20 protein-coding genes and 1 pseudogene are annotated in these 24,073 nt (G+C 45.2%); 8 read left to right on the top strand and 13 right to left on the bottom strand.

All coding sequences use genetic code 11. From position 1 onward, the window contains the following. Nucleotides 1-650 precede the first annotated feature (650 nt). From L1D55_RS23780 to rlmA, 5 genes are all read right to left on the bottom strand, one after another. Nucleotides 651-2,228: an alkaline phosphatase gene (locus tag L1D55_RS23780; protein ID WP_239919109.1), complete on the bottom strand. Its 1,578-nt coding sequence runs from the start codon at nt 2,226-2,228 to the stop codon at nt 651-653. 195 nt (nt 2,229-2,423) lie between these two features. Continuing rightward, nucleotides 2,424-4,310, bottom strand: coding sequence for a BCCT family transporter (locus L1D55_RS23775; RefSeq protein ID WP_239919108.1), 1,887 nt, complete (start codon nt 4,308-4,310; stop codon nt 2,424-2,426). Between the two features lie 133 nt (nt 4,311-4,443). Further along, nucleotides 4,444-4,797: a hypothetical protein gene (locus L1D55_RS23770; RefSeq protein WP_239919107.1), complete on the bottom strand. Its 354-nt coding sequence runs from the start codon at nt 4,795-4,797 to the stop codon at nt 4,444-4,446. A 184-nt stretch (nt 4,798-4,981) separates the two neighbouring features. Continuing rightward, on the bottom strand, nt 4,982-5,935 hold the full coding sequence (locus L1D55_RS23765; protein WP_239919106.1) for a ChaN family lipoprotein: 954 nt from the start codon (nt 5,933-5,935) through the stop codon (nt 4,982-4,984). Nucleotides 5,936-6,010: 75 nt separating this feature from the next. Continuing rightward, nucleotides 6,011-6,826 (bottom strand): 23S rRNA (guanine(745)-N(1))-methyltransferase, encoded by an 816-nt coding sequence (rlmA, locus tag L1D55_RS23760; RefSeq protein ID WP_239919105.1) that lies wholly within the window; start codon nt 6,824-6,826, stop codon nt 6,011-6,013. A gap of 205 nt (nt 6,827-7,031) precedes the next feature. Between rlmA and L1D55_RS23755 the strand changes: the two genes are divergently transcribed. Beyond that, nucleotides 7,032-8,000: a nucleoside hydrolase gene (locus tag L1D55_RS23755; RefSeq protein WP_239919104.1), complete on the top strand. Its 969-nt coding sequence runs from the start codon at nt 7,032-7,034 to the stop codon at nt 7,998-8,000. A gap of 90 nt (nt 8,001-8,090) precedes the next feature. Here L1D55_RS23755 and L1D55_RS23750 read toward each other — a convergent pair whose 3' ends face one another. Both L1D55_RS23750 and gap read right to left on the bottom strand, forming a co-directional pair. Continuing rightward, nucleotides 8,091-8,975, bottom strand: a complete 885-nt coding sequence (locus L1D55_RS23750) for a D-hexose-6-phosphate mutarotase (protein ID WP_239919103.1) — start codon at nt 8,973-8,975, stop codon at nt 8,091-8,093. Nucleotides 8,976-9,220: 245 nt separating this feature from the next. Continuing rightward, nucleotides 9,221-10,216 carry a type I glyceraldehyde-3-phosphate dehydrogenase gene (gene gap, locus L1D55_RS23745; RefSeq protein WP_128159842.1) on the bottom strand — a complete coding sequence of 332 codons (996 nt, stop codon included), beginning with the start codon at nt 10,214-10,216 and terminating at the stop codon, nt 9,221-9,223. Between the two features lie 358 nt (nt 10,217-10,574). Between gap and msrB the strand changes: the two genes are divergently transcribed. Then, nucleotides 10,575-10,973 (top strand): peptide-methionine (R)-S-oxide reductase MsrB, encoded by a 399-nt coding sequence (msrB, locus tag L1D55_RS23740; RefSeq protein WP_239919102.1) that lies wholly within the window; start codon nt 10,575-10,577, stop codon nt 10,971-10,973. Nucleotides 10,974-11,132: 159 nt separating this feature from the next. Here msrB and L1D55_RS23735 read toward each other — a convergent pair whose 3' ends face one another. After that, the gene (locus L1D55_RS23735) at nt 11,133-11,942 is read right to left on the bottom strand and encodes a DUF2989 domain-containing protein (protein WP_239919111.1); all 810 of its coding nucleotides are present in this window, start codon (nt 11,940-11,942) and stop codon (nt 11,133-11,135) included. Between the two features lie 113 nt (nt 11,943-12,055). Here L1D55_RS23735 and L1D55_RS23730 point away from each other — a divergent pair, with 113 nt between their 5' ends. Next, nucleotides 12,056-12,337: a DUF1315 family protein gene (locus tag L1D55_RS23730; RefSeq protein ID WP_010437067.1), complete on the top strand. Its 282-nt coding sequence runs from the start codon at nt 12,056-12,058 to the stop codon at nt 12,335-12,337. Between the two features lie 144 nt (nt 12,338-12,481). Here L1D55_RS23730 and ansA read toward each other — a convergent pair whose 3' ends face one another. Together ansA and sppA are read right to left on the bottom strand one after the other, a co-directional pair. Next, the gene (ansA, locus tag L1D55_RS23725; protein WP_239919101.1) at nt 12,482-13,498 is read right to left on the bottom strand and encodes an asparaginase; all 1,017 of its coding nucleotides are present in this window, start codon (nt 13,496-13,498) and stop codon (nt 12,482-12,484) included. A 119-nt stretch (nt 13,499-13,617) separates the two neighbouring features. After that, complete coding sequence (gene sppA, locus L1D55_RS23720) at nt 13,618-15,468, bottom strand: signal peptide peptidase SppA (RefSeq protein ID WP_239919100.1); 1,851 nt, start codon at nt 15,466-15,468, stop codon at nt 13,618-13,620. A 543-nt stretch (nt 15,469-16,011) separates the two neighbouring features. Here sppA and L1D55_RS23715 point away from each other — a divergent pair. The 3 genes from L1D55_RS23715 (at nt 16,012) to L1D55_RS23705 (ending at nt 20,851) form a co-directional block, all read left to right on the top strand. Beyond that, complete coding sequence (locus L1D55_RS23715) at nt 16,012-18,021, top strand: NADPH-dependent 2,4-dienoyl-CoA reductase (protein WP_239919110.1); 2,010 nt, start codon at nt 16,012-16,014, stop codon at nt 18,019-18,021. A 208-nt stretch (nt 18,022-18,229) separates the two neighbouring features. Beyond that, on the top strand, nt 18,230-18,778 hold the full coding sequence (locus L1D55_RS23710) for an NAD(P)H nitroreductase (RefSeq protein WP_004740667.1): 549 nt from the start codon (nt 18,230-18,232) through the stop codon (nt 18,776-18,778). A gap of 114 nt (nt 18,779-18,892) precedes the next feature. Next, the gene (locus tag L1D55_RS23705; protein ID WP_239919099.1) at nt 18,893-20,851 is read left to right on the top strand and encodes a DNA topoisomerase III; all 1,959 of its coding nucleotides are present in this window, start codon (nt 18,893-18,895) and stop codon (nt 20,849-20,851) included. An 18-nt stretch (nt 20,852-20,869) separates the two neighbouring features. On the opposite strand, the gene L1D55_RS23700 is transcribed toward L1D55_RS23705, so the two are convergent. Genes L1D55_RS23700 through L1D55_RS27610 form a run of 3 tightly spaced genes read right to left on the bottom strand, consistent with a single transcriptional unit; the run spans nt 20,870 to nt 22,715 of the window. Then, nucleotides 20,870-21,871: a DUF3080 domain-containing protein gene (locus tag L1D55_RS23700; protein WP_239919098.1), complete on the bottom strand. Its 1,002-nt coding sequence runs from the start codon at nt 21,869-21,871 to the stop codon at nt 20,870-20,872. A 6-nt stretch (nt 21,872-21,877) separates the two neighbouring features. Beyond that, complete coding sequence (locus L1D55_RS23695; RefSeq protein WP_239919097.1) at nt 21,878-22,564, bottom strand: SDR family oxidoreductase; 687 nt, start codon at nt 22,562-22,564, stop codon at nt 21,878-21,880. A gap of 25 nt (nt 22,565-22,589) precedes the next feature. After that, nucleotides 22,590-22,715 carry a hypothetical protein gene (locus tag L1D55_RS27610; protein WP_258099341.1) on the bottom strand — a complete coding sequence of 42 codons (126 nt, stop codon included), beginning with the start codon at nt 22,713-22,715 and terminating at the stop codon, nt 22,590-22,592. Between the two features lie 110 nt (nt 22,716-22,825). Between L1D55_RS27610 and L1D55_RS23690 the strand changes: the two genes are divergently transcribed. Continuing rightward, nucleotides 22,826-23,746: a histone deacetylase gene (locus L1D55_RS23690; RefSeq protein WP_239919096.1), complete on the top strand. Its 921-nt coding sequence runs from the start codon at nt 22,826-22,828 to the stop codon at nt 23,744-23,746. Nucleotides 23,747-23,837: 91 nt separating this feature from the next. Further along, nucleotides 23,838-24,073 (top strand): annotated as a pseudogene (locus tag L1D55_RS23685) (hypothetical protein); the annotation flags it as partial.

Here is a 24,073-nt window from a genome sequence, read left to right as displayed (position 1 = left end):
ACCCCGTTCGATCCTTTTTGGGAAGGTTTTCTCAATGAACGTAAGGTGAAAAATACAGGTCGTAACTCATGGTTTGATCCTGTCGCCACTGCTTTGTGAGTTGCTGGGTAACAATAACGCCTTAGTGGAGGCTTGAGCCGTATGCAGTGAAAGTTGCACGTACGGTTCTTAGGAGGGCGGCATCTGGTAACAGGTGTCGCCTATCCGACAAAAGTTTGTTACGCGGGGTTATGGTTGACACGGGGTTATGGTTGTACGATGCAAAGGAGCAGCTATGAGGAAGAGTACTTTCTTGTATAGCAGAGCACTGTCTAGCAACACAATGTCGAGGATTGCTTTGATCGAGTTGATGGGATAGTTGAGAATTTTTGGAAGATTTTCTCAGGTTTTGCTTCGAGACAGGGGTTTTGTTGAGAAAGTTGTGAATCCATTGGTACTACTGGCTTCTCTCAGTATTCATAAAAACAAAAATTAATTCTTGGCTGCCTTGAACCACCCAAATCGTTAAAGATTAAAAAAACAGTCGCTCACAGCGGCTGTTTTGCTATTTGGCGTTACCTAAATTTGAAGCTTAAATTCTTAAACGCTTAAACTCTTACAACAAAAAACGCCCCGCAGGGCGTTAAGTGAAGTTAGTAAAAAAGATCAGGCTAATTTACTTGCTGTTTGATGTACTCACCAAGCTCTGAGTGATGCATGATTTTTGATACTGGTAATATCTTTTCTGCTGGTCCCCAAGCAAACACATTCACAGGTGTATGGGTGTGTGTGCCTGTACCCCAAACAATGTTTTGACCTGTTGCTTGTTCTCGAGCAAGTAGGTTGCCACGGTCGTTATATGGGAAAAATGCATCGAAATCGTTGATGGCAGGAACATTCTCTTCAGAAAGGTATTTGTGTTGCGCCAATCGATATGGGTTTGGCTTACTTGCGAGTACCTTTTTCGCTTGTTCTGCGGTGATTGGAAATTCACTATTTTTGTTCACGATCTCAGCGAATTTCTCAGGCGTTTGTGCAGCTTTGTCGAGTTTTTGATACTCACTGATCATGCCGTAGTAGCTTTGTTTCTGATTGTATAAACCATCAAGAATATCGAATGCACCGAAGTTAAAGTTTGGCGCATAATCACGATCGGTAAAGGCTTCACCTGGGCGCTTTTGTGGCTTTGGTAGCTCACTTGATGAATAACTAAAGCCGAAAGAGCCGGTTTCATGGTCTGCAGTCACGATTACGATGGTGTCTTCACGATCTTTTGCCCATTCGTATACCGTTTGAATTGCCTCATCAAACTTAAGTAGCTCGTGCAGCATAGTACCTGCATCATTACTGTGCCCAGCCCAATCTATCTGACCGCCTTCAACCATTAGGAAAAAGCCATCTTCATCTTTTGATAAGACGTTAAGCGCTTTTTGCGTCATCTCTTTTAAGCTCGGTTGTGTGCGTTCGCCACTCAGCTTTTTATTGCTATATGCGATGCCATCGTCCATGCCAGAGTACGCGAATAAACCAAGTAATTTGTTGCCGTTAGCGTTGTCGAGCATATTGCGGTTAAACGCTAACTGATAGCCATCTTTCTGGGCTTCAGCAAGAAGATTTCGGTCATCTTTACGTTTTGACTTGAGGTAAACGTCACCTTGGGTCAGTTGCTCAAGTTGTTTGTAGGTTTCGCCTTTGTCATTTGTTGACTTAGGGATCCAGTGACGCAGCCCGCCAGAAAGCATCACGTCGACGCCTGTTTCCAGCATATCGCTAGCAATATGGTTTTCTAGCGAGCGGTGTGGCTGATGCGCGGCGAATGCGGCAGGTGTTGCGTGAGTTAAGCGCGTATCGGAAACCAGCCCTGTTGCTTTACCCGCTTTTTTTGCTTTCTCTAGTACGGTTTCTACATGATTGCCTTGGGAGTCAATACCAATAACTTCTGAACCTGTATAAATGCCTGTAGCAAGCATGGTTGCGGAACAGGCAGAGTCAACCACAATCGCATCTTCTGGATGGGTAAGAGATGAACCAATCACGCCTTCTTGAGCAAGCTGAAACAGCGCGGTCTTTTGACCTTTATAGATTGAGTTAGGTGCTTGGTTTGCATAAGTCTCTAATAAGCCAACTTGTTGAGGTCCCATACCGTCGCCAATCATTAGAATGACATTTTTGATTTCTGTTGAAAGTACATTGAATGAGAGTGTTGACGTTGCCACTGCGGCAATAACAGGTTTTATAAGGTGCTTCATTGTTTGTCCCTTTTTATATAAGCGGGGTGATTAAAACACTCAAATGTGTCAACTCTGTTTCATATTTATTTCATAAATATAAAATTGAGTAATAGCTCAAACTATTTGGAACAGAAATAAAAAAAGGCTCACATCACTGTGAGCCTTTGGCTTATTTAGGAGGGCCCAAACTCGTGGGCAGCGTCATGGCTAAAGTCAAGCAAGCGGTAGTTCTGCAACCACTTGGTTGAACGCGATTCGAGCATTCTGAGCCTGCTCAGATAACTCGACTTTTTTCGCTTGTGCGGCACTAAGATTACTCTCGGCCTGCTCAAGTGCTTGTTGCAGGTTCTCTGGCAACTCGTGAGTTTCCATTTGTGAACCTTGTTCTAGCACATAAGCGCGAATTTCTTTTTTCACTGCTGCTAGTTCTGTATAAGCAACACGCTCAAGTTCAGCGGCTTCTTGCGCAGCATCTCTTTCTCTCTCGAACTGAGCTAACGCCATACCTTCTGCAGACCATGGGTCCATGTCTGGCAGCTCTTCGATATTGATGGTTGGCTCGATGTACGCATCTTGGTGACGTAAATCGAGGCTAGTTGCGCGCACTGCTGAAATCATCAGCATCACAGAGATAGCCAGTAGTGGAAGACCACCAACAATTGCTGCAGTTTGTAGCGTACTCAAGCCACCCAGGAACATCAGAATCGTTGGTAAGAACGACAATGTGAATGCCCAGAACATACGGTTCCAACGCATTGGTTCTTCTGTCACGTTGTTCTGAACAACAGAAGCAAGGATGTATGAAATCGAGTCAAAGGTAGTCGCTGTGAAAATGATACACAGTAGTGTAAATACTGCGATAACGATTGTGCTCATCGGCAATTGCGCCAGCATCGAGAAGATTGCTTTGGTTGCGCCTTCATTGTTCAGTACCGCCACAACATCTAGCTCGCCGGAAAGCTGTAGAGACAGGCCGTAGTTACCCAAGATCATGAAGAATAGGAAACAACCCAGAGAACCAAAGAAGATAGAACCTGACACCATTTGTTTGATGGTTCTACCACGAGAGATGCGCGCCACAAACAGGCCCATACTCGGTGCAAATACTAGCCACCATGCCCAGTAGAAAATCGTCCAGTCTTGTGGGAAGTGCGTGTTTTCGAATGTGCCGTAACCACCAAATGGTTCAGCCCATGTCGCCATCACGAAGAAGTTCGACAATAGACGACCAATCGAGTCTAAACCTGTTTCCAGCATGAAGATTGTCGGGCCAGCGATCAGAACGAAAGCTAGTAGACCCATCGCACCCCAGAAGTTGATGTTACTTAGGATCTTGATGCCTTTTTCCAAGCCCGCGTAAGATGAGTAAGCAAAAATCGCAGTACACACTAAAAGCACCATCACTTGCGTTAGGTTATTTTTAGGTAAACCAAATAAGTGATTTAGGCCTTCAGTGATTAGAGGTGCAGCTAAACCTAGCGTTGTTGCTGCGCCGCCTAATAGTCCGAAAATGAATAGGATATCAACGATCTTTCCTGGTACGCCTTTACTACGGTGTTCACCAAGAACAGGCATTAATGCGCTTGAAATCTTTAGAACAGGTTGTTTACGTACGTAGAAGAAGTAAGCGATAGGAATCGCAGGGATCAGGTAGATAGACCAAGCGATTGGTCCCCAGTGGAACAAACCGTAAGTTGCAGCCCAACGAACCGCTTCTTCACTGCCAGGTTCTAGTTGGAAAGGCGGTGATTGGTAGTAGTAAGCCCACTCAATACAGCCCCAATACAAGATACTTGCACCGATACCGCCACAAAATAGCATGGCAGCCCATGAAGCAGTTTTAAACTCAGGCTCTTCATCAGCCTCGCCTAGTTTAATTTGTCCCATATCACTGAATACTACGTACACCATAAATGCACAGGCTGCGAGACCTAGCGCTAGATATAGAAAACCGAGTTGATCAGTCATGAATGTTTTCGCAACCGCAATCCAGTCTGCGCCCTGTGCAGGGAACAAAATGAGCGGGAAAACTATCGTGAGGAGGAGTGCAATCGCACCAAAGAAGGTTGGCTTATCGATAAGCTCAAAAGTGTTTTTCACGAGTATTATTCCATTAAAATGAGAGCGGAATTATGGAATGAACTCGTTTTTCTGACCTAATCGGGTCTATTGTCGTGACGACAAATCGCTTTTATTTTGAATAAAATACGATCAAAGAACTAAGCGGGTAAGGCTATATTAGAGCAAGAAGAATACCGCCTACGGTTGCCGCTGCGGACAGGTATTGCCCCGCTGAATAAGAACCATCATCTTCTTCTTCAATCTTATCTGGGTGATCCATACCCAAGGCACCATGAGCGAATGACTCAACTTTATCGGTAACGGTCGCGTTTTCTGCTTCGACTTTCTTCGCTTCTTTATCAATTTCTTTTAGGGCAGATAAGAGTGCTTTGCCTTCATCAGACAGCTTAACCGTATTTTGCTCAACCTTAAGCGGTGCAGGCTTTTCAGCTTCGCTATCTTGACTCTTAGCGTTCATCTGCGAAGGCGAATATAGCTGAGTGTTACTCGTTCCTACTGGCGTCATATAGCTCTCCTTACCTATCCTTAAACATAGTATCGGCAGAGGTGTGAAAAACTTGTGCAATTAATCATCGATAGTGATGTTTTTTTATTCGCACATTACATTTTCTTCTGCTTAATCAAAACTGCTTGGTAAATAAGCAATTCCTATGCCGATACCCATGTTCAACCTAAGAAGCTAAGCGAGCTTAGTCACATTGTAGGTCTGAGCTGCGTTTAGACAGGTGTTTGTATGCCTTCATACGGTTCTCTTTCTGAACAAAACGTACCGGTGGAGACAAAACTTGTAGTTGGTAATCACTTGAATCTGAAGACAAGGCTTCGACCGGTGTGATGATGGCAACTTTCAGGTCAGGATTACGACGCGAGATAGAAGCGGCTGTGCCTAAACCACCTTCCGTATGGAATTTACCAGCGACATGAATCACTTGTTTGTCAGGGTTCGTTGCTAGGTAATCGACAATCGATTCCGCCATGGTTTCATCCCAAGTCACTTGAGCGGCAAACTGCTTTTTAGTTTGTTCAGGCGTACCGTGGTGCATAGATGCCATGAACTTGTCTTTGTAAGGGCTATCGCCAGTATTCACCTCAGCTGCTACCCAATCTCGTTTCTTTGTAGAAAGCTGGTCTAGATACGGTAACCCTTTACGGCCAATACACTGAACAAAGGGCTTTGGTGCATTCGCTGCGATAACATCTAAGTCATTCGCTTTTGCGAACTCTACTAATGCGCGGTAATCACTTTCGTAATTTGGCCAAGCTGCAGCCTGAGAGATAAGCACTTGTTCACCAATCTCATCGTTTAGATATTGGTTAAGTGTGTCTTGGTGTTCTCGAGTGAACTGTTCCATTGACAGGGCAATGTTTGAATCTGTGTTTTGACGCGCTTTTAAGAAGTCAGTCTGAAAGCGGTGGATGGCGGAGTGAGTGTGCCACTCGCCAATAAGAACAACGTCAGCGTCTAGCAGCTCTTGAGGTAAAGCGTTAAGAGAGAGTGCTTCGCCTTGTGGTGAGGCAAACTGGTAATCGTAGTAGGTGGAAACGGTTTCCGGTTGAACCACTTTTTGAGAAGTGTTTTCTGAAGGTTGATTAGCACAAGCTGTGAGAAGAGTGGCTAATCCGATAAGAATAATACGTTGCATGAAATGCCTCCTTGAAGAACACGCATACTAAAGGAGGCAAGATGAGATTTCAATGCAAACGATAATCAATATCAATTAAATGTGTTTGCGGTACACTCTTAGCATAAAGTCAGCTTCACAGTTGAATTGCTCTGCGTTGGTGAGTTGTTGTTTAAACTCTTCAGTCGCTTTCCAAGCAAACGGCGTCATCTGTAGCAGGTCGAATGCATCAGACCCCGATAGTTCCATCATATAGTTTAGATGCTCTTGGTGCTCAAGAGTAAAACCTTCGATCAATTCAGGATCTTCATCGTGTAAACGCACACCATCATAAATGGCGTCACGCAACTGATATAGATGTCGGCTTGCTGGTGTTACTGTAATCACGACACCATTGTCTTTAATTGTGCGTTGGAGCTCTTCTGCCTTACATGGTGCATAAATGCGTAGAATGCCGTCTAAGCTGTTTTCAGCAAAGGGTAGACGATGGCTAGAGGCAACAGAGAAGTCGACAGCTGGGTAGCGTTTAGCCGCGTATTTGATAGCAATCTTAGAAATGTCTAGACCAAAAATTGCACCGTTTTTATCTTGAAGATTCAGCGCGATTTCATTGGTGTAATATCCCTCGCCACAGCCAATATCCAACAGGCTAGGATTTGTGTCTGGCAGGTAGCTAGAGCATAAGCCGACTACCGCTTGGCGCATTGGATCGTAATGGTTGCCTTCAAGGAAGCGACGACGTGCTTGCATCATCTCTTTGTTGTCACCTGGATCTTTTGAACGCTTGTGGTGTGCAGGCATCAAGTTGACGTAGCCTTCTTTCGCTAAATCGAACTGATGGTTTTTTTCACACTTAAACGTACGATCGTTTTGAGATAAAGGTTGGTGACACAGAGGGCATTGGTAGTGCATGACGATCTCAGAGCATAGAGTAGGGCGGCAAATTCTATCAAAAAGGAATCCGTCAGGCTAAATAAAAAAGCCGTCAATAGTGGCACTAGAGATATGGATTGTTGGGGCTGACAACATTAAAAATCATTGCTTCGATTTCGGTCACGTTTGTCTACGGTTTTTCTGGGTATGGTTCACTCTTCAATAGCGTGAATAAGAAACTGATATGAAAAAGAAAATTATCCTCGATACGGACCCAGGCATCGATGACGCAATGGCCATTTTATTTGCTGAAGCTCATCCAGAGATTGAGCTGATGGGGATTACGACGGTCTATGGCAATGCGACGATAGACAATGGCACTCAGAATGCGCTTTATCTAAAGCAGAAGTTTGGTATGAATGCGCTGGTGGCAAAGGGCACTGATAAGCCTTTAGTCAGAGACCCAGTTGGCGCTACCGTAGTCGTACATGGCGAAGCCGGTTTTGGTGATGTGAAAGCGCCAAGCACGTTAGATGTCTCAGAGATTGAGAAGCCCGCTTATCAGTTCATTATTGATAGTATTCGTGCTGAGCCGGGAGAGATTACACTCGTGGCTGTTGGGCCTCTCACTAACCTTGCTCTAGCGCTGGAAGCCGCTCCTGACATTGTCGATTTGGTTAAGGAAGTGGTTATTATGGGCGGAGCTTTTGGCGAAAATGACCACAGGGGCAATGTGACGCCATTTGCTGAAGCGAACATACACGATGATCCTCATGCAGCAGACAAGGTCTTCACGGCATCATGGCCTGTGACGGTTATCGGGCTTGATGTAACAGAGGAGAGCTTCTTTACTGCTCAATACCTTGATGATTTGAGAGATGATGCTGGAGAGGTCGGGCAGTTCATCTGGGATGTTAGTCGTTACTATTTGAAGTTCTACTCAGAAAAAGTGGGAATGGAAGGCTGTCACGTTCACGATCCATCAGCCATTGCTTATGTCATCCAACCTTCTTTGTTTGAGTGCCGAAGTGGTGCAATTAGAGTGGTCACTGATGGCCCTGCAGAGGGTATGACTATCCAGAAAAGCGACCAGCGTAGTTATATGAATGATGAGTGGAGTTCATTCCCGGCGCAGAACGTCGGCATTAAAGTAAACGATGAAGCGCTGCTGTCACTTTATAGAGATACGTTAGTTCGATATTCTCAGAGCTAAGCTTGAGCGTTAGCCGATTGAGAGCAATAAAAAGGCCGGAGTGAACCGGCCTTTAATATGTCGTGCGTAGTGAACAGTTTCCTGAACAGGTTACTGAACAGAAATCGTTGTAATCAGCTGGTGGCTCTCACCAGGCTGAAGTGTTTTGCCTGCCTCTAAGCTTGGCGCGTGCAGTGTTGATTCAACACATAGCATGGTTAGGTAACCGTCGTCTTGCATGTCACCCATACCAGCAGCACCTTCTGCCCACGGGTTCCATAAAACCGCAGAGTTATGACCTTGGTTTTCAACCGATAGAGTACGCTCAAGTTTTTTGTCCGCAACCAAGATTTGAGCTTCTGGTTGAGTGTAAACTCGGTCAATGGTGTCGGTTAGCACAAGCTCAGTACCGCCTTGGCAGATCTTGCCACCTTGCAGGCTGTCGATGTACTCAGCACCCATACCTGTGGTTGTTGTGTTATGGATGTCTGCAACGTTTAGGTAAGTGTGCAGTGCGCCAGAGAAAGTCCATGGTTGCTCATCGGTATTCTTCACATCCAAAGTCACTTTAAGCTCATCGCCAATCTCAACATTCAAGCGTCCATCGAACTGATGTGGCCATGCTGCTAGCGTCTCTTCGCTAGGCTTTAGACCTAAGCTTACAATCACACCAGCCTCGCTTTCGCGGTGCTCAACTAATTGCCACTCGCTTGAACGAGCAAAGCCGTGTGCTGGTGCAGCAATGCGACCAAACCAAGGCCAACATACTGGAATACCACCACGCAGTGCTGTTTTGCCATCAAATTTAGCTTGTTGGCTCATCCAAATTAGGTCTTCTTGGCCTTGTGGTTGGAATGACACAACATGGCCACCGAACAATGAAATGGCAGCATTTGCTTTGTCGTGGATAACACGAACCAGTTTTATACCTTGGCGTTCAACAATTGTCACATTGTCAGATAGCACCGCCAGTGCAGGAAGAGTAGATAAATCCATTACATAATCCTTCTTAAGGGAAATTGAATTCAAATTCGAGATACTCAAACTCAAGTAAAGAGTCGGGTAGTTCTCGCATTTGAATTGAATTTCGTACCGGAGAAATGTGCCATTTGTTAAGCATCATCTTCATTGGTGCAGAAGTGATTCATAAACAACAGGTACAAAAAAGGCGACTCTAGAGCCGCCTTTTCTTTTCAGTCTTTTCTCAAAGACAGTCTAGCTAAACGCTATCTAAGTAGTAATTACTTAGAGATGTGAGCGATTAGGTCTAGAACTTTGTTTGAGTAACCGATTTCGTTGTCGTACCAAGATACAACTTTAACGAATTTGTCAGTTAGAGCAACACCAGCTTTAGCATCGAATACTGAAGTGTTAACTTCGCCGATGAAGTCTTGAGAAACAACTTGGTCTTCAGTGTAACCTAGAACGCCAGCCATTTCGCCTTCAGAAGCTTCTTTCATTGCAGCACAGATTGCTTCGTAAGATGCAGCTTCTTTTAGGTTAACAGTTAGGTCAACTACAGAAACGTTAGCAGTTGGTACACGGAAAGCCATACCAGTTAGAAGGCCGTTTAGTTCTGGAAGAACAACGCCTACAGCTTTAGCAGCACCAGTTGAAGATGGGATGATGTTTTGAGAAGCACCACGGCCACCGCGCCAGTCTTTAGCAGAAGGACCATCTACAGTTTTTTGAGTTGCTGTAGTAGCGTGAACTGTAGTCATTAGACCAGACTCGATGCCCCACTTGTCGTTAAGAACTTTAGCGATAGGAGCAAGACAGTTAGTAGTACAAGAAGCGTTAGAAACGATGTCTTGACCAGCGTAAGAGTCTTGGTTAACGCCCATAACGAACATTGGAGTTGCGTCTTTAGAAGGACCAGTAAGAACAACTTTCTTAGCACCAGCAGTGATGTGCTTACGTGCAGTCTCGTCAGTTAGGAAAAGACCAGTTGCTTCAGCAACAACGTCTACGTCGATTGCATCCCACTTAAGATCTTCTGGGTTACGCTCAGCTGTAACACGTACAGTTTTACCGTTAACGATTAGGTTACCGCCTTCAACTTCAACAGTACCGTTGAAACGGCCGTGAGTTGAGTCGTACTTCAGCATGTATGCCATGTATTCAACGTCGATAAGGTCGTTGATACCAACAACTTCGATGTCATTGCGCTCTTGCGCTGCACGGAATACGAAACGACCGATACGGCCAAAACCATTAATACCTACTTTGATAGTCATTGTAGTTGCTCCACAACTTAATTTCTGATTAAAGATAACTGGTAGTAAAATTACAGAATCCAGTCTAAATCTGCAATAGATAATCCGACTTAACTTGTTTAATGTCAAAAAAAAGCGACGCTTTTCTTAACAATTGAGTGTAAGTGGTTGAAAATTGACCATTGCTGGTGGTTCTGCACCCTTCCAGTTGGGTAAAATACCTCTAAATGACGATTCACTTATGAGTGTATATGTACAATGTTTTCTTGTGAGAAAGTATGTGCTACAAAACGACTCATATGCAAGCCTTTATAGAAAAAAGTAAATATAATAAGTGATAATGTGGAGAGATATTAACGTGATTCAAAAGGAAAAAAATATGATAAAGCCTGATGAATACTGGCGTGAGCGCTTAACAGACGATGAGTTTGAAGTATGTCGTCTACGTGGTACGGAAGCCCCTTATAGCGGTAAGTTACTACATAACCACAAGACGGGTGTTTACAGCTGCACATGCTGCCAAGCCCCATTATTCCTGTCGGATAACAAATATGATTCTGGGTGCGGGTGGCCGAGCTTCGATGCGCCTGTAAATGATACAGCAATACGCTATATAGAAGATCTAAGTCACGGAATGAAGCGTGTAGAGATTCGTTGTAGCGCCTGCGATAGCCACCTAGGTCACGTTTTTCCTGATGGTCCGAAGACAACTGGTGAACGTTTTTGTGTTAATTCTGTGTCGTTAATTTTCAACAAAAATGACGAAAGTACGAAGTAACCTGTAACTAATGTTTAATCCTTACAGATCGCATTTGTCGATGAAACAGTAATGAACAGCCCGAGATTTCAGCGTTAACTCTAGTACAAATAAAAACAGCTACCATGATGGTAGCTGTTTTTTTTAAATTTGTTGAAGAGGCTATTTGGTCGCCTAAGATTACTCGTAGCTTTTTACAACAGCAGGGCTGTAAACGCCGTCTTCAATGGCTTCAACAATTTTGTCTGCGTCTTGATTTAACTGCTTATATTTTGGTTTTTCAAAACGATAGAGCACGGAAAGCTCAGATTCAGAGGCGATAGGCACATTAAAGTCTTTAGCGACCATTGCCCATACATACGCTTCTTCCATATTACCTAAGCTGTGGTTAATACTGGCCATCGACTTAAAAATTTCAGTATTGACGTTCGCATTGCTCGATAAGGTCAATGCGTTATTAAGCAGTTTTAGCGTCTTCACATGGTCTCGAGTGGTGTAGAAAGTTGCTAGGGCATACTGCATCTCTGCCGTATTTAACGCATCCGTTCCTTCCAGTTGTAAGAAGCTGCGTCTAGCGTTGGTATCCCCGGTTTGTGACCACAAAAAGTAGAGTGTTTCTGGCGTGTCTGATTGAGACAGTCCACTGACAATACGTTCAGACTCTTCGATGCTGTGCATTAAAGAAGTAAAACGACGCTCTTGAAGCTTAGATTGATCGATAGTTTCTATCTGCGCGGCTAGCTCAAGACACTTTTTATAGGCTGTGACTAATTCGAACTCTTTGATCTTATTGATTTCGGTTGGATGTTTTTGAACTTCAAAGCGATGCCAGATAAGGTCGGTACGCGCCACGCGGCACTGTCCGTCGTTCATGTTCAGCTGTTCGCATCGCAACCCAGGATTACTCTGACACAACTGATCGGTATTTTTGTTTCCTTCAAGACACCCAACCAGAGTGAAAGGTAATAGGCCAATTGCCAACCATTTCATAATTTTCATATTCCTTCACTTGTGATCAAATGCACTTATTATTGGTCAGGTTCTTGACTCAATTCTGTTACGGGTTATTTTCTGGTGAAAATTGTTAAAACTAAGGCTTTACCATGGATGCAGAACAACTTCTTAGCGCAATGACACCCGAGGTCTACGAACGTTTAACCTACGCAGTTGAAACGGGTAAATGGCCAGAAGGAACAGCGCTTTCTAAAGAGCAGCGCGATTCGTGTATGCAGGCGGTTATGTTATACCAATCTAAACATAACTCTGAAGCTCAACACATGACAATTGCCGCTGGTGGCGAAATTAGCTTTAAGTCTAAATCTGAACTCAAAAAACAGTTTAAGTCAGATCAAGAAGACATTGTGAGAGTTAACCCAAATCATTAGGCTTTAAATTACAACAAAGGGGTGGCGCAGTGCCACCCCTTTTACGTTAAGTCGTTTATTTATAAATGATAAAACGATTTAGCTCACGTTAAACTGCTGCTCACATCATAGAAGAGCAGCCGCTTAATATGAACCTTAACGAGCTTACAAGCTCATCTCACCACGCAGTACTTCCTGCATCTGAATTTTCACTTCTTCGTAGCTTAGGTTTTGGCTTAATAGATAATGAAGTTTCGCTAGTGCCGCTTCTGGAGTCATATCATAACCACTCACAACTCCAGCTTCTGCTAAAGCACAGCCCGTCGCATATCCACCCATGTTCACTTTACCTGCTAAACATTGAGTTAGGTTCACCACAATAACCCCACGCTCTGACGCGTCTTTTAGGTGCTGAAGTAGCTCTGGGTTTTGTGGCGCATTACCAACACCAAAAGTCAGCAAGATCATTGCGTTAACAGGTTGCAGCAACGTGTTACGGATTACTTCGTGAGAGATTCCTGGGTACATAGTGATTACGCCGATTGGTTGCGGTGTAATGTTATGAACCTTGAACTCACCTTTAGGTTGCTCGTTAACCACAACGTTGTTGCTTAGCTGGATATTGATACCAGCTTCCAACAACGGATTAAGGTTTGGAGAGGTAAACGCATTGAAGCCATCAGCGTGTGATTTGGTGCTGCGGTTACCACGCATTAATTTGTTGTTGAAGAACAGTGTCACTTCATTGATTGGGTAGTTCGCCGCGATGTGCAGTGCATTCAGTAGGTTTGCTTGGCCGTCAGAGCGTAGCTCAGCAAGCGGGATCTGAGAGCCGGTTACAATCACTGGTTTGCCAAGGTTCTCTAGCATGAAAGACAACGCAGAAGCGGTGTACGCCATGGTGTCGGTACCGTGCAGGATAACGAAACCATCGTATTTGTCGTAGTTCGCGCGGATGTCATCAGCGATAGTTTGCCAATCAAGTGGCGTCATGTCTGAAGAATCCATCAATGGCGAGTATTCGTGGATAGTGTACTCAGGCATCTCTGGGCGATGGAATTCAGGCATACCAGCAAGCTGTTTATCCATGAATCCAGCAACAGGGACATAGCCGTGATCATGCGATTTTTGCATGCCGATTGTGCCGCCGGTGTACGCGATATAGATGTGTTTTCTTTCCATGGCGATTATTACTTTAGTGTGATGTAGGGAACAGGTGGGCGATTATAGCGAATTATCATGTAATAAAAAGAGGCGCCTCACACAGAGGCGCCCCTTGATAATAAAGCGTTGAGCTTAAATTATTGAACTTGGCAGTTTAAGCAAAAAGCGTAACGGCCTTGTGGGTCGTTAAAGTTGCTTAATAGTTGGCTATCTTGAGCTAACTGCTGCGTAACCGGCTGCAAACTGCTTGGTATCATCGACTGAATATCAAGGCCAATCGACATCTGAACTTGGTTCATAAATTCTTGAATAAACTGCTCGGTGGCTGAAAGTGGCTCTTCTACCCAGTAGATGTTGTAGCTTTCGAGTTCTGCAAGTGAAGCGGCGGCTGCAATCGCGTCATCGAAGTCACCAATTTCATCGACCAGACCATTTTGCATAGCGTCTTGGCCTGTCCAAACGCGACCTTGAGCAATCTTATCGACCGCATCAACATCCATTCCACGGTTTTCTCCAACTAGACCGATGAATCGGCGGTAGCCATGTTCGATACCCATCTGGAACGCATCTTTCGCACCTTGTGTTAATCCGGTTGTGACACCAAGACCAGAGAATGGTGATGTACCAACGCCATCGGTGTAAACACCAATATCATTCAAGCCTTTTTCGAAGGTAGTGATGACACTGAAGATACCAATCGAGCCAGTTAACGTCGTTGGTTGAGCAAGGATCTTGTCTGCACCCATAGAGATCCAGTAACCGCCAGAAGCAGCAAGGCTAGACATTGAAACAACAACAGGCTTACCCGCTTGCTTAATCGCTTCTATTTCATTGCGAATAACTTCTGAGGCAAATGCGCTACCGCCAGGGCTATCCACTCTAAGAACAACGGCTTTAACTTTGTCATCGTTACGAGCTTGGCGAAGTAGAGCCGCGGTTGTATCGCCACCCACGGTGCCTCGTGGCTGTTTGCCATCCATAATAGCGCCGCTAGCAACAATCACAGCTACATCGTGTGATTCACTGTTCATGTCTGGAAGCATGGTTGCACGGTACTCGTAGTAGCCAAGTGCGTTGTAGCTGTCTTGACCATCACTGCCGAACACATCTGCAAGCTCTAGTCGAACTTGTTGGCGAGTGGCTAGCTCATCTACTAAACCAAGCTTTTCCGCCAGTTTTGCGATATCGCCATCGACAGACTCAAGCTCTTTCAAGAAAGTGTCCATGCTAGGGTTGAGTGTCTTCGCATCAATTTGGCGGTTATGGCTCACATCATCAACGTAAGCGCTCCATAGTTGACCTAACCAACGTGAGGCCGACTCTTTTGCTGCGTCAGACATGTCGTCACGAATGAAGGGTTCAATAGCCGATTTGTAAGTACCCACGCGGAACACATGAGTATTCACATCGAGCTTCTCTAACAAGGTTTTGTAGTAAAGCGAGTAGGCGCTGTAACCTTTAAGAAGTACGCCACCATCAGGTGACATGTATACCTTAGTTGCGTAGCTTGCTAGGTAGTATTGGCTTTGGTTGTAGAAGTCACCTACTGCATAAATTGGTTTACCTGAAGCTTTAAACTCATTTAAGGCTTTAGCAATGTAGCGCAGTTTAGTGAGGTTGGTTTCTGGCAGCTCTTTAAGCGCCAAAACAATACCGGTTACATTGTCATCGTCTTTGGCGTAGCGAATGGTTTCAACGATATCAAAGAGAATATTTTCTTTTGGAAGGTCTTTACCCAGTAGCGAACCGGTAACTGAATCCATCGGATTAATATATCGGCTTTGTTCAACAATCGGACCTGACAGGTTTAGCACTAAAGCAGATTGTTGTGGCACGGTTGGCGGCGTTGTGTCTGAGTGGAAGTACACAAAGTAGATAACGGCGATACTAAGTAAGAAGATTAAGTTAACAAGCGCAACACGTACAAACGTAATCAGCTTCCAAATCCCTTTGAAGATCATGCCTATAAATTTGAATATTTTTTTCATTCTGTCTCCGCAGTGAGATTACGTCGCTTTAACAAGCAGCAGTACCATTAATCTCAATAATATGAACTGCTTAGTATCCTACGATAATTCCCTAACTCAAACTATACCAACAAGTGTTAATCGATTTATATTCTCATTAAGTGTAGTCAGATAAGGGGCTGTTGACCTTTCGAGGTTAAGTTTTGTTCGAGATAAAATCGTTTTAGGCGCGGCGAAGAGTATGTAGCCTAGTCATTCTAAGCAAATATTCTTCAACAAAGCATAAAATGATTTTAGACGAACCCTTCGGGCAGCTCTTGTGGTTCATTTCTACTGCGTTATCGGCTTTTCATGTAGGCCAGCTACACATCAAAGCCTCTTCCTTATATAAATTTCCCACAAGATGCTGCAAAACCAATCTCGAAAGGTTAACAGCCCCTAGGATTTCTGAACGATTAATACCTTCAGCACTATGATCGGTGTTACAAAAATGTAAACGGTTGTTTGAACTTTTGGTGATTGAGCTATACTGTGGTCAGACCACAAGGATAAATAACAGAAGTGATGTCTGCCATGTACCCACATTTACTTGAACCACTCGATCTTGGATTTACTCAGTTACGAAACCGTGTATTGATGGGATCAATGCACACAGGTTTAGAAGAGCATAAAGAAGGCCTGCATAAACTCGCCGCGTTTTACGAAGAGCGAGCAAAAGGAGGCGTTGGCCTAATTGTTACAGGTGGCTTTTCTCCGAACTTACGTGGCAGATTATCTCCGTTTAGTGCTGAATTCAGCAAAGTTAAGCACGCGAAAGCGCACCAAGTTGTTACCGAAGCGGTACATAAGCACGGCGGGAAAATTGCGTTGCAGCTACTGCACGCTGGTCGATATGCGATGCACCCATTCGCGCAAAGTGCTTCGGGTATAAAAGCACCAATCGCCAAGTTTGCGCCAAGTGAAATGAGCCCTCGCCAAATTAAAAAGACCATCAGTGCCTTTGCCAACAGTGCCGAGCTTGCTCAAGTGGCAGGCTACGACGGCATTGAGATCATGGGTTCTGAAGGCTACTTGATTAACCAATTCATCTGTAAGCGTACCAACATGCGTTACGACGAGTGGGGCGGTTCTTATGAGAAGCGTATGCGTTTCCCGCTAGAGATCGTGAAATCGATTCGCGAAGCTGTGGGCAAGGATTTCATCATTATCTTCCGACTGTCGATGCTGGATTTGGTTGAGCAAGGTAGCACCTTTGAAGATGTTGTGTTACTGGCTCAAAAGCTAGAAGAAGCGGGCGTGACTATCATCAATACTGGCATTGGTTGGCATGAAGCTCGTGTTCCGACTATCGCGACACAAGTACCACGAGGTGCTTTCTCTTGGGTGACGGAAAAAGTGAAACCATACGTGTCGATCCCAGTGGTGACTTGTAACCGAATCAACACACCAGAAGAGGCCGAGCGTATCCTCAGTTCAGGACAGGCCGACATGGTATCAATGGCGCGTCCATTTTTGGCTGACCCTGACTTTGTTAATAAAGCCGCTCAAGACCAAGCTCAGTTCATCAATACCTGTATCGGTTGTAACCAAGCTTGTTTAGATAACGTGTTTAAAGGTAAACGTGCGAGCTGTTTGGTTAACCCGCGAGCTTGTTATGAGACTGAAATTGTTGTTCAACCTGCGCCAGCTACCAAGACGATTGCGGTAGTGGGTGCTGGCCCAGCAGGCTTGGCTTGTGCGACAACATTGGCGCAGCGCGGCCACAAGGTAGATTTGCTAGAGAAGAATGATCGTATCGGTGGTCAGTTTAGACTGGCAATGCAAATCCCAGGCAAAGAAGAATTTAGAGAAACGATTCGTTATTTTGCTAACCAAATCGATGCATCAGGTGTGAATCTGAAGCTGGATACTGAAGCCACGTTTGAGATGCTGCTCAAGTACGATGAAGTGGTGATGGCGGCGGGTGTAGAGCCAAGAAAACTGAATATTGAAGGCATTGAGCACGAGAACGTGGTCGATTACCAAACCTTAATCCGCGAAAAGACACCAGTAGGCGAAAAGGTCGCGATTGTTGGTGCTGGTGGTATCGGGGTCGATGTGGCAACCATGCTCACCGAGCCGACGTCACACAGTTTAGACGATTGGCTGCATGAGTGGGGCATTGATAAGAATATGGAACACCCAGGCGGACTTTACCCTTACCCGGATTCATTCAGTGATAAAACGGTTTGGGTGATGCAGCGTAAAGCGGGTCGTGTTGGTAAAGGCCCGGGTAAAACGACAGGCTGGATTCACAAACGCACACTAGAAAAACGTGGTGTGAACCTGCTGGGTGGCGTGAGCTACAACAAAATTGATGACCAAGGTCTGCACATCAGCGTTGGTAAAAAAGAGCAGGTACTCGATGCCGATTCGGTTATCGTGTGTGCAGGTCAAGTATCGGTGAGACCGTTTGAAGATATGTGGCAAGAGTTCGGTGGCAAACTGCACGTGATTGGTGGTGCTGATTATGCCGGTGAGCTAGATGCTGTGCGCGCAATCCGTCAAGGTGTTGAGTTAGCGATTAAGTTATAGAATTAGCAATCAAACCGTAATCTTATTGGCAGATATGCTTATCTGATCTGCCTAGACAGATGTTTGAACAAGGCTCCTAAGTCATAGATTTAGGAGCCTTTATTGTTTCTAATTTAGGTCAAATGTGCAGTCGTTGAGATTTATTATCGTTTGTATTCTGTGCTAAAGTTCAAGTATACAAATAATAAAGAAATAGTAAGGACTTCAAATGGATGCTTTGGATCTACTGCTCAACCGACGCTCTATCGCAAAACTCTCTGATCCAGCACCTGAAGGTGTCGCGTTAGAAAACATCATCAAAGCTGGTTTACGTGCTCCTGACCACGGTGCACTTACACCATGGCGCTTTGTTATCGCGCAAGGTTCAGGGCTACAGAAGCTATCTGACATCTTGGTTCGTGCTGCTGAAGCGGAAGAAAGCGAAGAAGCGGTGATCGAGAAAGTCAAAAAGGCACCGTTCCGAGCTCCTATGGTGATCACCGTGATTGCGAAAGTCACCGAGCATGAGAAAGTACCAGCGATTGAACAACATCTTTCTGCAGGCTGCGCGGCGCAAGCAATGCAAATGGCCGCAGTCGCTCAAGGTTTCCAAGGTTTTTGGCGCTCAGGTAAATGGATGTTCCACCCAGAAGTGCATCAAGCATTTGGCCTAGAAGGCGACGACGAAATTGTTGGCTTCCTATATCTAGGTACGCCGGGCTGTACACCAATGAAAGTACCAGAGCGTGACTTCTCTAAGTTTGTAGAGTTCTTGTAAATAGCCCCGAAGCTGAATAGTGGAATGCTAACTGTATAAACAACCAGTTTTTCTTGATTTATTAAGGTCACATTAGATAATGTGGCCCTAATTGTTTGTAGCATCTGGAAAAACATGTCTCGCCTTATTATTGCTGAAAAACCAAGCCTCGGCCGCGCGATCGCCGCTGCACTGCCTAACCCACAGAAGAAAGACCAAGGGTTCATCAAATGTGGTAACGGTGATGTAGTGACTTGGTGTATTGGACACTTATTGGAACAGGTTGAGCCAGACGCTTATGACGAGCGTTACAAGAAATGGAACTTGGCCGATCTTCCTATCGTGCCAGAGCAATGGCAGCTTAGACCACGCAAGACTTCGAGCAAACAGCTCACGGTGATCCGAAAGCTATTGAAGGACGCCACTCAAATTGTCCACGCCGGAGACCCAGATAGAGAAGGGCAGCTTCTGGTTGATGAAGTGATCGATTACTGCAAAGTCTCTAAAGCCAAGAAAGAGTCGATGGAAAGGTTGCTGATTAGTGATTTGAACTTACCTGCGGTGAAGCGCGCACTTTCTCAAATGCGTAGCAATCGCGATTTTATCCCTCTTTCTGTTTCAGCATTGGCACGCTCAAGAGCCGATTGGCTGTATGGTATGAATATGACTCGCGCTTATACCTTGCTTGGTCAAAAAGCCGGTTATCAAGGCGTATTGTCGGTAGGACGTGTGCAGACACCAGTGCTTGGTTTAGTGGTGAGACGTGATGAAGAGATCGAAAACTTCATTCCAAAAGATTACTTCACTTTGCATGCCTTGATTCCTTACCAAAATAACGGACAGAGTTTTGATATTCGTGCTCGCTGGAAACCAAGTGAAGCCTGTAAGCCGTGGCAAGACGAAGAAGGCCGTGTACTCAACCGAAAGTTGGTTGAAAACGTCGCTCAGAGAATCGCGAACCAACCTGCAACCGTCACAGAGTCAGAGCAGAAGCAAAGTAAACAAGCTGCGCCACTTCCTTACTCTCTGTCTGCCTTACAGATTGATGCCTCTAAGCGTTTTGGTATGAGTGCTCAGCAGGTGTTAGACACTTGTCAGTCTTTATATGAGAAACACAAACTCATTACTTACCCACGTTCTGATAGCCGCTATCTTCCAAAAGAGCACTACTCGCAGCGAGAATCAATTGTAGACGCCATCGCCAATAATGCGAAAGAGCTACAAAGTGGTGCGCAAGGCGCAGATCTTTCACTGAAATCAAAAGCATGGAACGACAGTAAGGTTGATGCTCACCACACAATCATCCCAACCCCGAAGAAATCATCGGTGAATGGTTTGTCTGCGAATGAGATGAAAATCTATCAACAAATCGCTCGTCAATACCTGATGCAGTTCTACCCACCGGCTGTGTTTGCTGATGCTAAGTTGGTTTTTGATATCGCTGGTGGTGTGTTCATCGCGAAAGGGCGTCAGCTTATCAACCCAGGTTGGAAAGTGTTGATGGGTAAAACTGACACCGAAGATAAAGGTGATGGTACTGATACAGTTCCACCGCTAGATAAAGGAACCGTGTTGACCTGCCGTGAAGGTGTCATTGGCGATAAGAAAACCGAACCACCAAAGCATTTCACGGAAGCGACATTGCTTCAAGCGATGACAGGTATCGCGCGTTTTGTTGCGAACAAGGACCTGAAAGCTATTTTGAAAGAGACTGATGGTCTTGGAACAGAGGCGACTCGTGCGGGCATTCTGGATACGCTATTCAAAAGGCAACTGCTAACACGTCAAGGTAAGAGCATTCATAGTAGCCCTGCAGGTAGAGGTTTGATTCATGCCCTACCTGAGGATTCGACCTTTCCGGACATGACAGCACACTGGGAACACCAGCTACAGGGCATGGCCGAGCGTAACCAAGCGTATCAACCTTTCATGCAAGCGTTGGAAAGCAAGATTGATGGCCTAATGGGGAGAGTGAAAACAGGGGAAGTGCCGGAATCGCTTCGTCATCTCCCTAAAGTTGAGAGACCAGCTTTTAAACGTCGCAAAGGTGGCGGTACGAAGAAGTCTTATGCCAAGAAAGGCACTAAAAGCTAGTTCTTATCGGTAGAGGGATTAACGTCCAACCTTACGTCCACAGCGCTTAAACAACTGTTGCCAATACTCAACATGGCGACGAGTTGATGCGCGAAAGGCTTGGTGCGTATCTTGGATGGGGAAGTAGTAGCTGTGGAGTTCTGGCTGAGCATCAAACATTGCCAGCTGCGGAGCGAGCTGTTGATAGTATCCATCGAGTTGCGCCATGTACGGCTGTACCTTGCCAATATATTGTTGTTCGAACACGTTGTTGAGGTAACGGAACTTAGTGGTGTCTCGCTGTTTTCCGCAGATAATATTGGCATCAAAAGTAGTAAGTTGCTCGGTGATGGTGTCAAGCTCAACCGACGCGCGAGCAAGCGAATAATACAGATCCCCAAGGGTAGAGCTCTTCTCTAACACCTCTTGCACCTCTGTGGTCTTACCCGAAACAAGTGGTGTATTTAACGAATGGTTAAGATGCTCCAAGGCGTCGCTCGTCTGTCTTACTTGTTGACCAATATCCTGACGCAGCCACTGACTACCGCGCATCTGTGACTGCATAGCATCACTAGCATAAATCAGGTTCCATTGGTGGAGTGGAAATTGTGCGAGCTTCTGTTGCTCGATCCCTCTCAAGAGCTCGATGATTTCTGGGTCTAGCTCATCACTGGATAAGCACTTGCCTACGCCCTCGAGTAGAGCAACTTGATAATCGTAATTGCGGAATTCGTCCGCGACTTTTCCGAGCACTGAGTTACGCTCAGCAATCAGGTTGAAAAGTCCACATTGGCGAAGTTGATAGCTGTCGATTAGCCCAATAGAAACAGAGGGGACGTTTAGCAATAGCTCTCGCTTTCTTGGTAACCCCTTAAACTCCCAGTCTTGTTTGAGCTCTTCGGCATCTTGCACTCTGGCTACCTTGGTTTGATAGTCATCGAACAAGTCTCCAGGGCCTTCCCCAAAACATCCTCCGAGCACTACGGTGATTAAAAGCAGTGGTGAGCGTTGTGCGAAGTTTGTAAGAAGGCGAAGATTCATGGGTACCTACCAGTCTATTTCACTACCATCGAAATTGAAGAAGTGACCACTTACTTCAGTGCTGGCAGATGCGATGACTTTAATAAGACCAGACGCTGAAGTGTTTGTGTCAATAAGGGCATTAGGGCCACCCATTTCTGTCTGTACCCAACCTGGGTGCAGTGCCAATACCGTGAAGCCGTTGCTGGTTAGATCGTTGCTTAAACTTTTAACAACCGAGTTGAGAGCTGCTTTAGAAGAGCGGTAGATGTAGCCTCCGCCAGATGTATTTTCTGCCATGCTGCCCACTCGAGAAGACAAACAAGCGATCTTTTTCACGTCACTGGCTTCTAGAATAGGAAGAAGTGTTTCAACTAGCTTCAATGGTGCAATAGTGTTGACCTCAAAAACGCGTCGCCACTCTTCTACGTTGGTGTTACCCAGTCCGTAACCTTTAGGACCGTAATAGCCAGCATTGTTAATCAGAATATCAATGCGCTGTATTTGAGCAGGTAGCTTGCTGGTGGCTTGATACTCAGTGATGTCCAGTTGAATGCAGGTCAAGTTGCTGTGGTGTTCTGCGAGTGACAGTAACTCATGTGCCGATGAAGTATCACGATAGGTAGCGTAAACGGTGTGATTGTCCTTAAGGTATTGCTGAGCAAGGCTTAAACCAATGCCTCGGTTTGCTCCAGTAATAAAAATAACGCTCATGGTGATTCCTTTTCAGTTCAATTAGTTAAGTTTGATGGCTTAACACCAGAAAATCAACGGCCCACCAACTGGCCATTAGCATTCCGACAAAAATCATTACTGCTGTCGCTGAGCCACAGATCACCCCAAGGGTAAGTATTAGGTTTTTCATTACTTTCTCCGAATATATTTAAAGATAATGATAATTGTTATCATCAATTTGGGTTGTCGCCAAGTCTGATGCTGTTATGATTTTGAGAAAGATAAGCAATTAACTCGATTATGATTCCTTTAATTTACCACCCAATTTATTCGCAGCTGCCTTTACCAGAAGGCCATCGTTACCCAATCAACAAATACCAGTTGTTACATAGTGCGGTTGAGGCGCTAATGGATAGCGATCCACTCTGGAAGAATATGTTTGAAGTGTTTGAACCAAAGCCGGTGTCGGTAGAACAAGTCAAACAGGTTCACGACGGTGACTATGTCGATTTGCTTGTTTCTGGGAGTTTGCCAGCGGCGAAGATGAGACGCATTGGTTTTCCGTGGAGCGAACAGTTGATTGAAAGGACGCTCTATTCAAGCGGCGGCACTTGCCTAGCTGCGGATATGGCCATTGAGAGTGGGTTAGCCATTCACTTGAGTGGAGGCTATCACCACGCGCACCATGATTTTGGCAGCGGATTTTGTTTGTTGAATGATCTGGTGTTGGCAGCGAAGCATGCACTTACCTTTGAACAGGTTGATAAGGTGCTGATCGTAGACAGTGACGTACACCATGGCGATGGTACGGCGACACTCTGCCAAGAGAGCGATGAGATTATTACTCTGTCTTTCCACTGCGATAAAAACTTCCCTGCAAGAAAGCCATTATCGGATCTGGATGTGCCATTAAGTCGCGAAACGGAAGATGGAGAGTTTCTGCGTTGTTTTGAGCAAGTGACTAAGCTGGCGATTGCCCATCACCAACCTGATTTGATCATTTATGATGCAGGTGTCGATATCCACCAAGATGACGAGTTGGGTTACTTGAATGTATCGACGCAAGGGATCTTTGAACGAGATTGCTTCATGATTAACTTAGCAAAATCAGAGTCTATCCCGATGGCGTGCGTTGTTGGGGGAGGTTATCGTACCCAGCACCAAGATTTGGTACCGATTCACATGCAGCTTTTGAAAGCAGCACTAGCAGCGGATAGTTGACCTGCTAAGCTAGGTTTTCTTCAGATACAAAAAAGCCGCTGATTTTGAACTGACCCCCAATAGTTGGACACCAATTATTGGGGGTCTTTTTATGTCCAAATATAGCCGAGAGCTAAAATGTATCATTGCTAAGCAATACTTAGATGGCACGTCATCTCTCTACTTAGCAAAACAATATTCAATTTCTTCAAGACAGATACGGTATTGGGCTCAAGTCTTTGCCATTCATGGTACTGATTCATTTTTGCCAACTAACCATGCGGCTACTGCTCAGACAAAACGAAAAGCATTCCATGCGGCTACTGCTCAGACAAAACGAAAAGCATT

This window comes from Vibrio sp. Isolate22, assembly GCF_022398115.1.
GTDB lineage: Bacteria > Pseudomonadota > Gammaproteobacteria > Enterobacterales > Vibrionaceae > Vibrio.
Note: the sequence above shows the minus strand (reverse complement) of the source record. Positions and strands in the feature narration are given on the sequence as shown.

Excerpts from the sequence above, each read along its gene's own strand:
- L1D55_RS23780 (WP_239919109.1), bottom strand. The coding sequence starts at position 2,228 with ATGAAGCACCTTATAAAACCTGTTATTGCCGCAGTGGCAACGTCAACA.
- L1D55_RS23770 (WP_239919107.1), bottom strand. The coding sequence starts at position 4,797 with ATGACGCCAGTAGGAACGAGTAACACTCAGCTATATTCGCCTTCGCAG.
- L1D55_RS23765 (WP_239919106.1), bottom strand. The coding sequence starts at position 5,935 with ATGCAACGTATTATTCTTATCGGATTAGCCACTCTTCTCACAGCTTGT.
- rlmA (WP_239919105.1), bottom strand. The coding sequence starts at position 6,826 with ATGCACTACCAATGCCCTCTGTGTCACCAACCTTTATCTCAAAACGAT.
- L1D55_RS23755 (WP_239919104.1), top strand. The coding sequence starts at position 7,032 with ATGAAAAAGAAAATTATCCTCGATACGGACCCAGGCATCGATGACGCA.
- L1D55_RS23750 (WP_239919103.1), bottom strand. The coding sequence starts at position 8,975 with ATGGATTTATCTACTCTTCCTGCACTGGCGGTGCTATCTGACAATGTG.
- gap (WP_128159842.1), bottom strand. The coding sequence starts at position 10,216 with ATGACTATCAAAGTAGGTATTAATGGTTTTGGCCGTATCGGTCGTTTC.
- msrB (WP_239919102.1), top strand. The coding sequence starts at position 10,575 with ATGATAAAGCCTGATGAATACTGGCGTGAGCGCTTAACAGACGATGAG.
- L1D55_RS23735 (WP_239919111.1), bottom strand. The coding sequence starts at position 11,942 with ATGAAATGGTTGGCAATTGGCCTATTACCTTTCACTCTGGTTGGGTGT.
- L1D55_RS23730 (WP_010437067.1), top strand. The coding sequence starts at position 12,056 with ATGGATGCAGAACAACTTCTTAGCGCAATGACACCCGAGGTCTACGAA.
- ansA (WP_239919101.1), bottom strand. The coding sequence starts at position 13,498 with ATGGAAAGAAAACACATCTATATCGCGTACACCGGCGGCACAATCGGC.
- sppA (WP_239919100.1), bottom strand. The coding sequence starts at position 15,468 with ATGAAAAAAATATTCAAATTTATAGGCATGATCTTCAAAGGGATTTGG.
- L1D55_RS23715 (WP_239919110.1), top strand. The coding sequence starts at position 16,012 with ATGTCTGCCATGTACCCACATTTACTTGAACCACTCGATCTTGGATTT.
- L1D55_RS23710 (WP_004740667.1), top strand. The coding sequence starts at position 18,230 with ATGGATGCTTTGGATCTACTGCTCAACCGACGCTCTATCGCAAAACTC.
- L1D55_RS23705 (WP_239919099.1), top strand. The coding sequence starts at position 18,893 with ATGTCTCGCCTTATTATTGCTGAAAAACCAAGCCTCGGCCGCGCGATC.
- L1D55_RS23700 (WP_239919098.1), bottom strand. The coding sequence starts at position 21,871 with ATGAATCTTCGCCTTCTTACAAACTTCGCACAACGCTCACCACTGCTT.
- L1D55_RS23695 (WP_239919097.1), bottom strand. The coding sequence starts at position 22,564 with ATGAGCGTTATTTTTATTACTGGAGCAAACCGAGGCATTGGTTTAAGC.
- L1D55_RS27610 (WP_258099341.1), bottom strand. The coding sequence starts at position 22,715 with ATGAAAAACCTAATACTTACCCTTGGGGTGATCTGTGGCTCAGCGACA.
- L1D55_RS23690 (WP_239919096.1), top strand. The coding sequence starts at position 22,826 with ATGATTCCTTTAATTTACCACCCAATTTATTCGCAGCTGCCTTTACCA.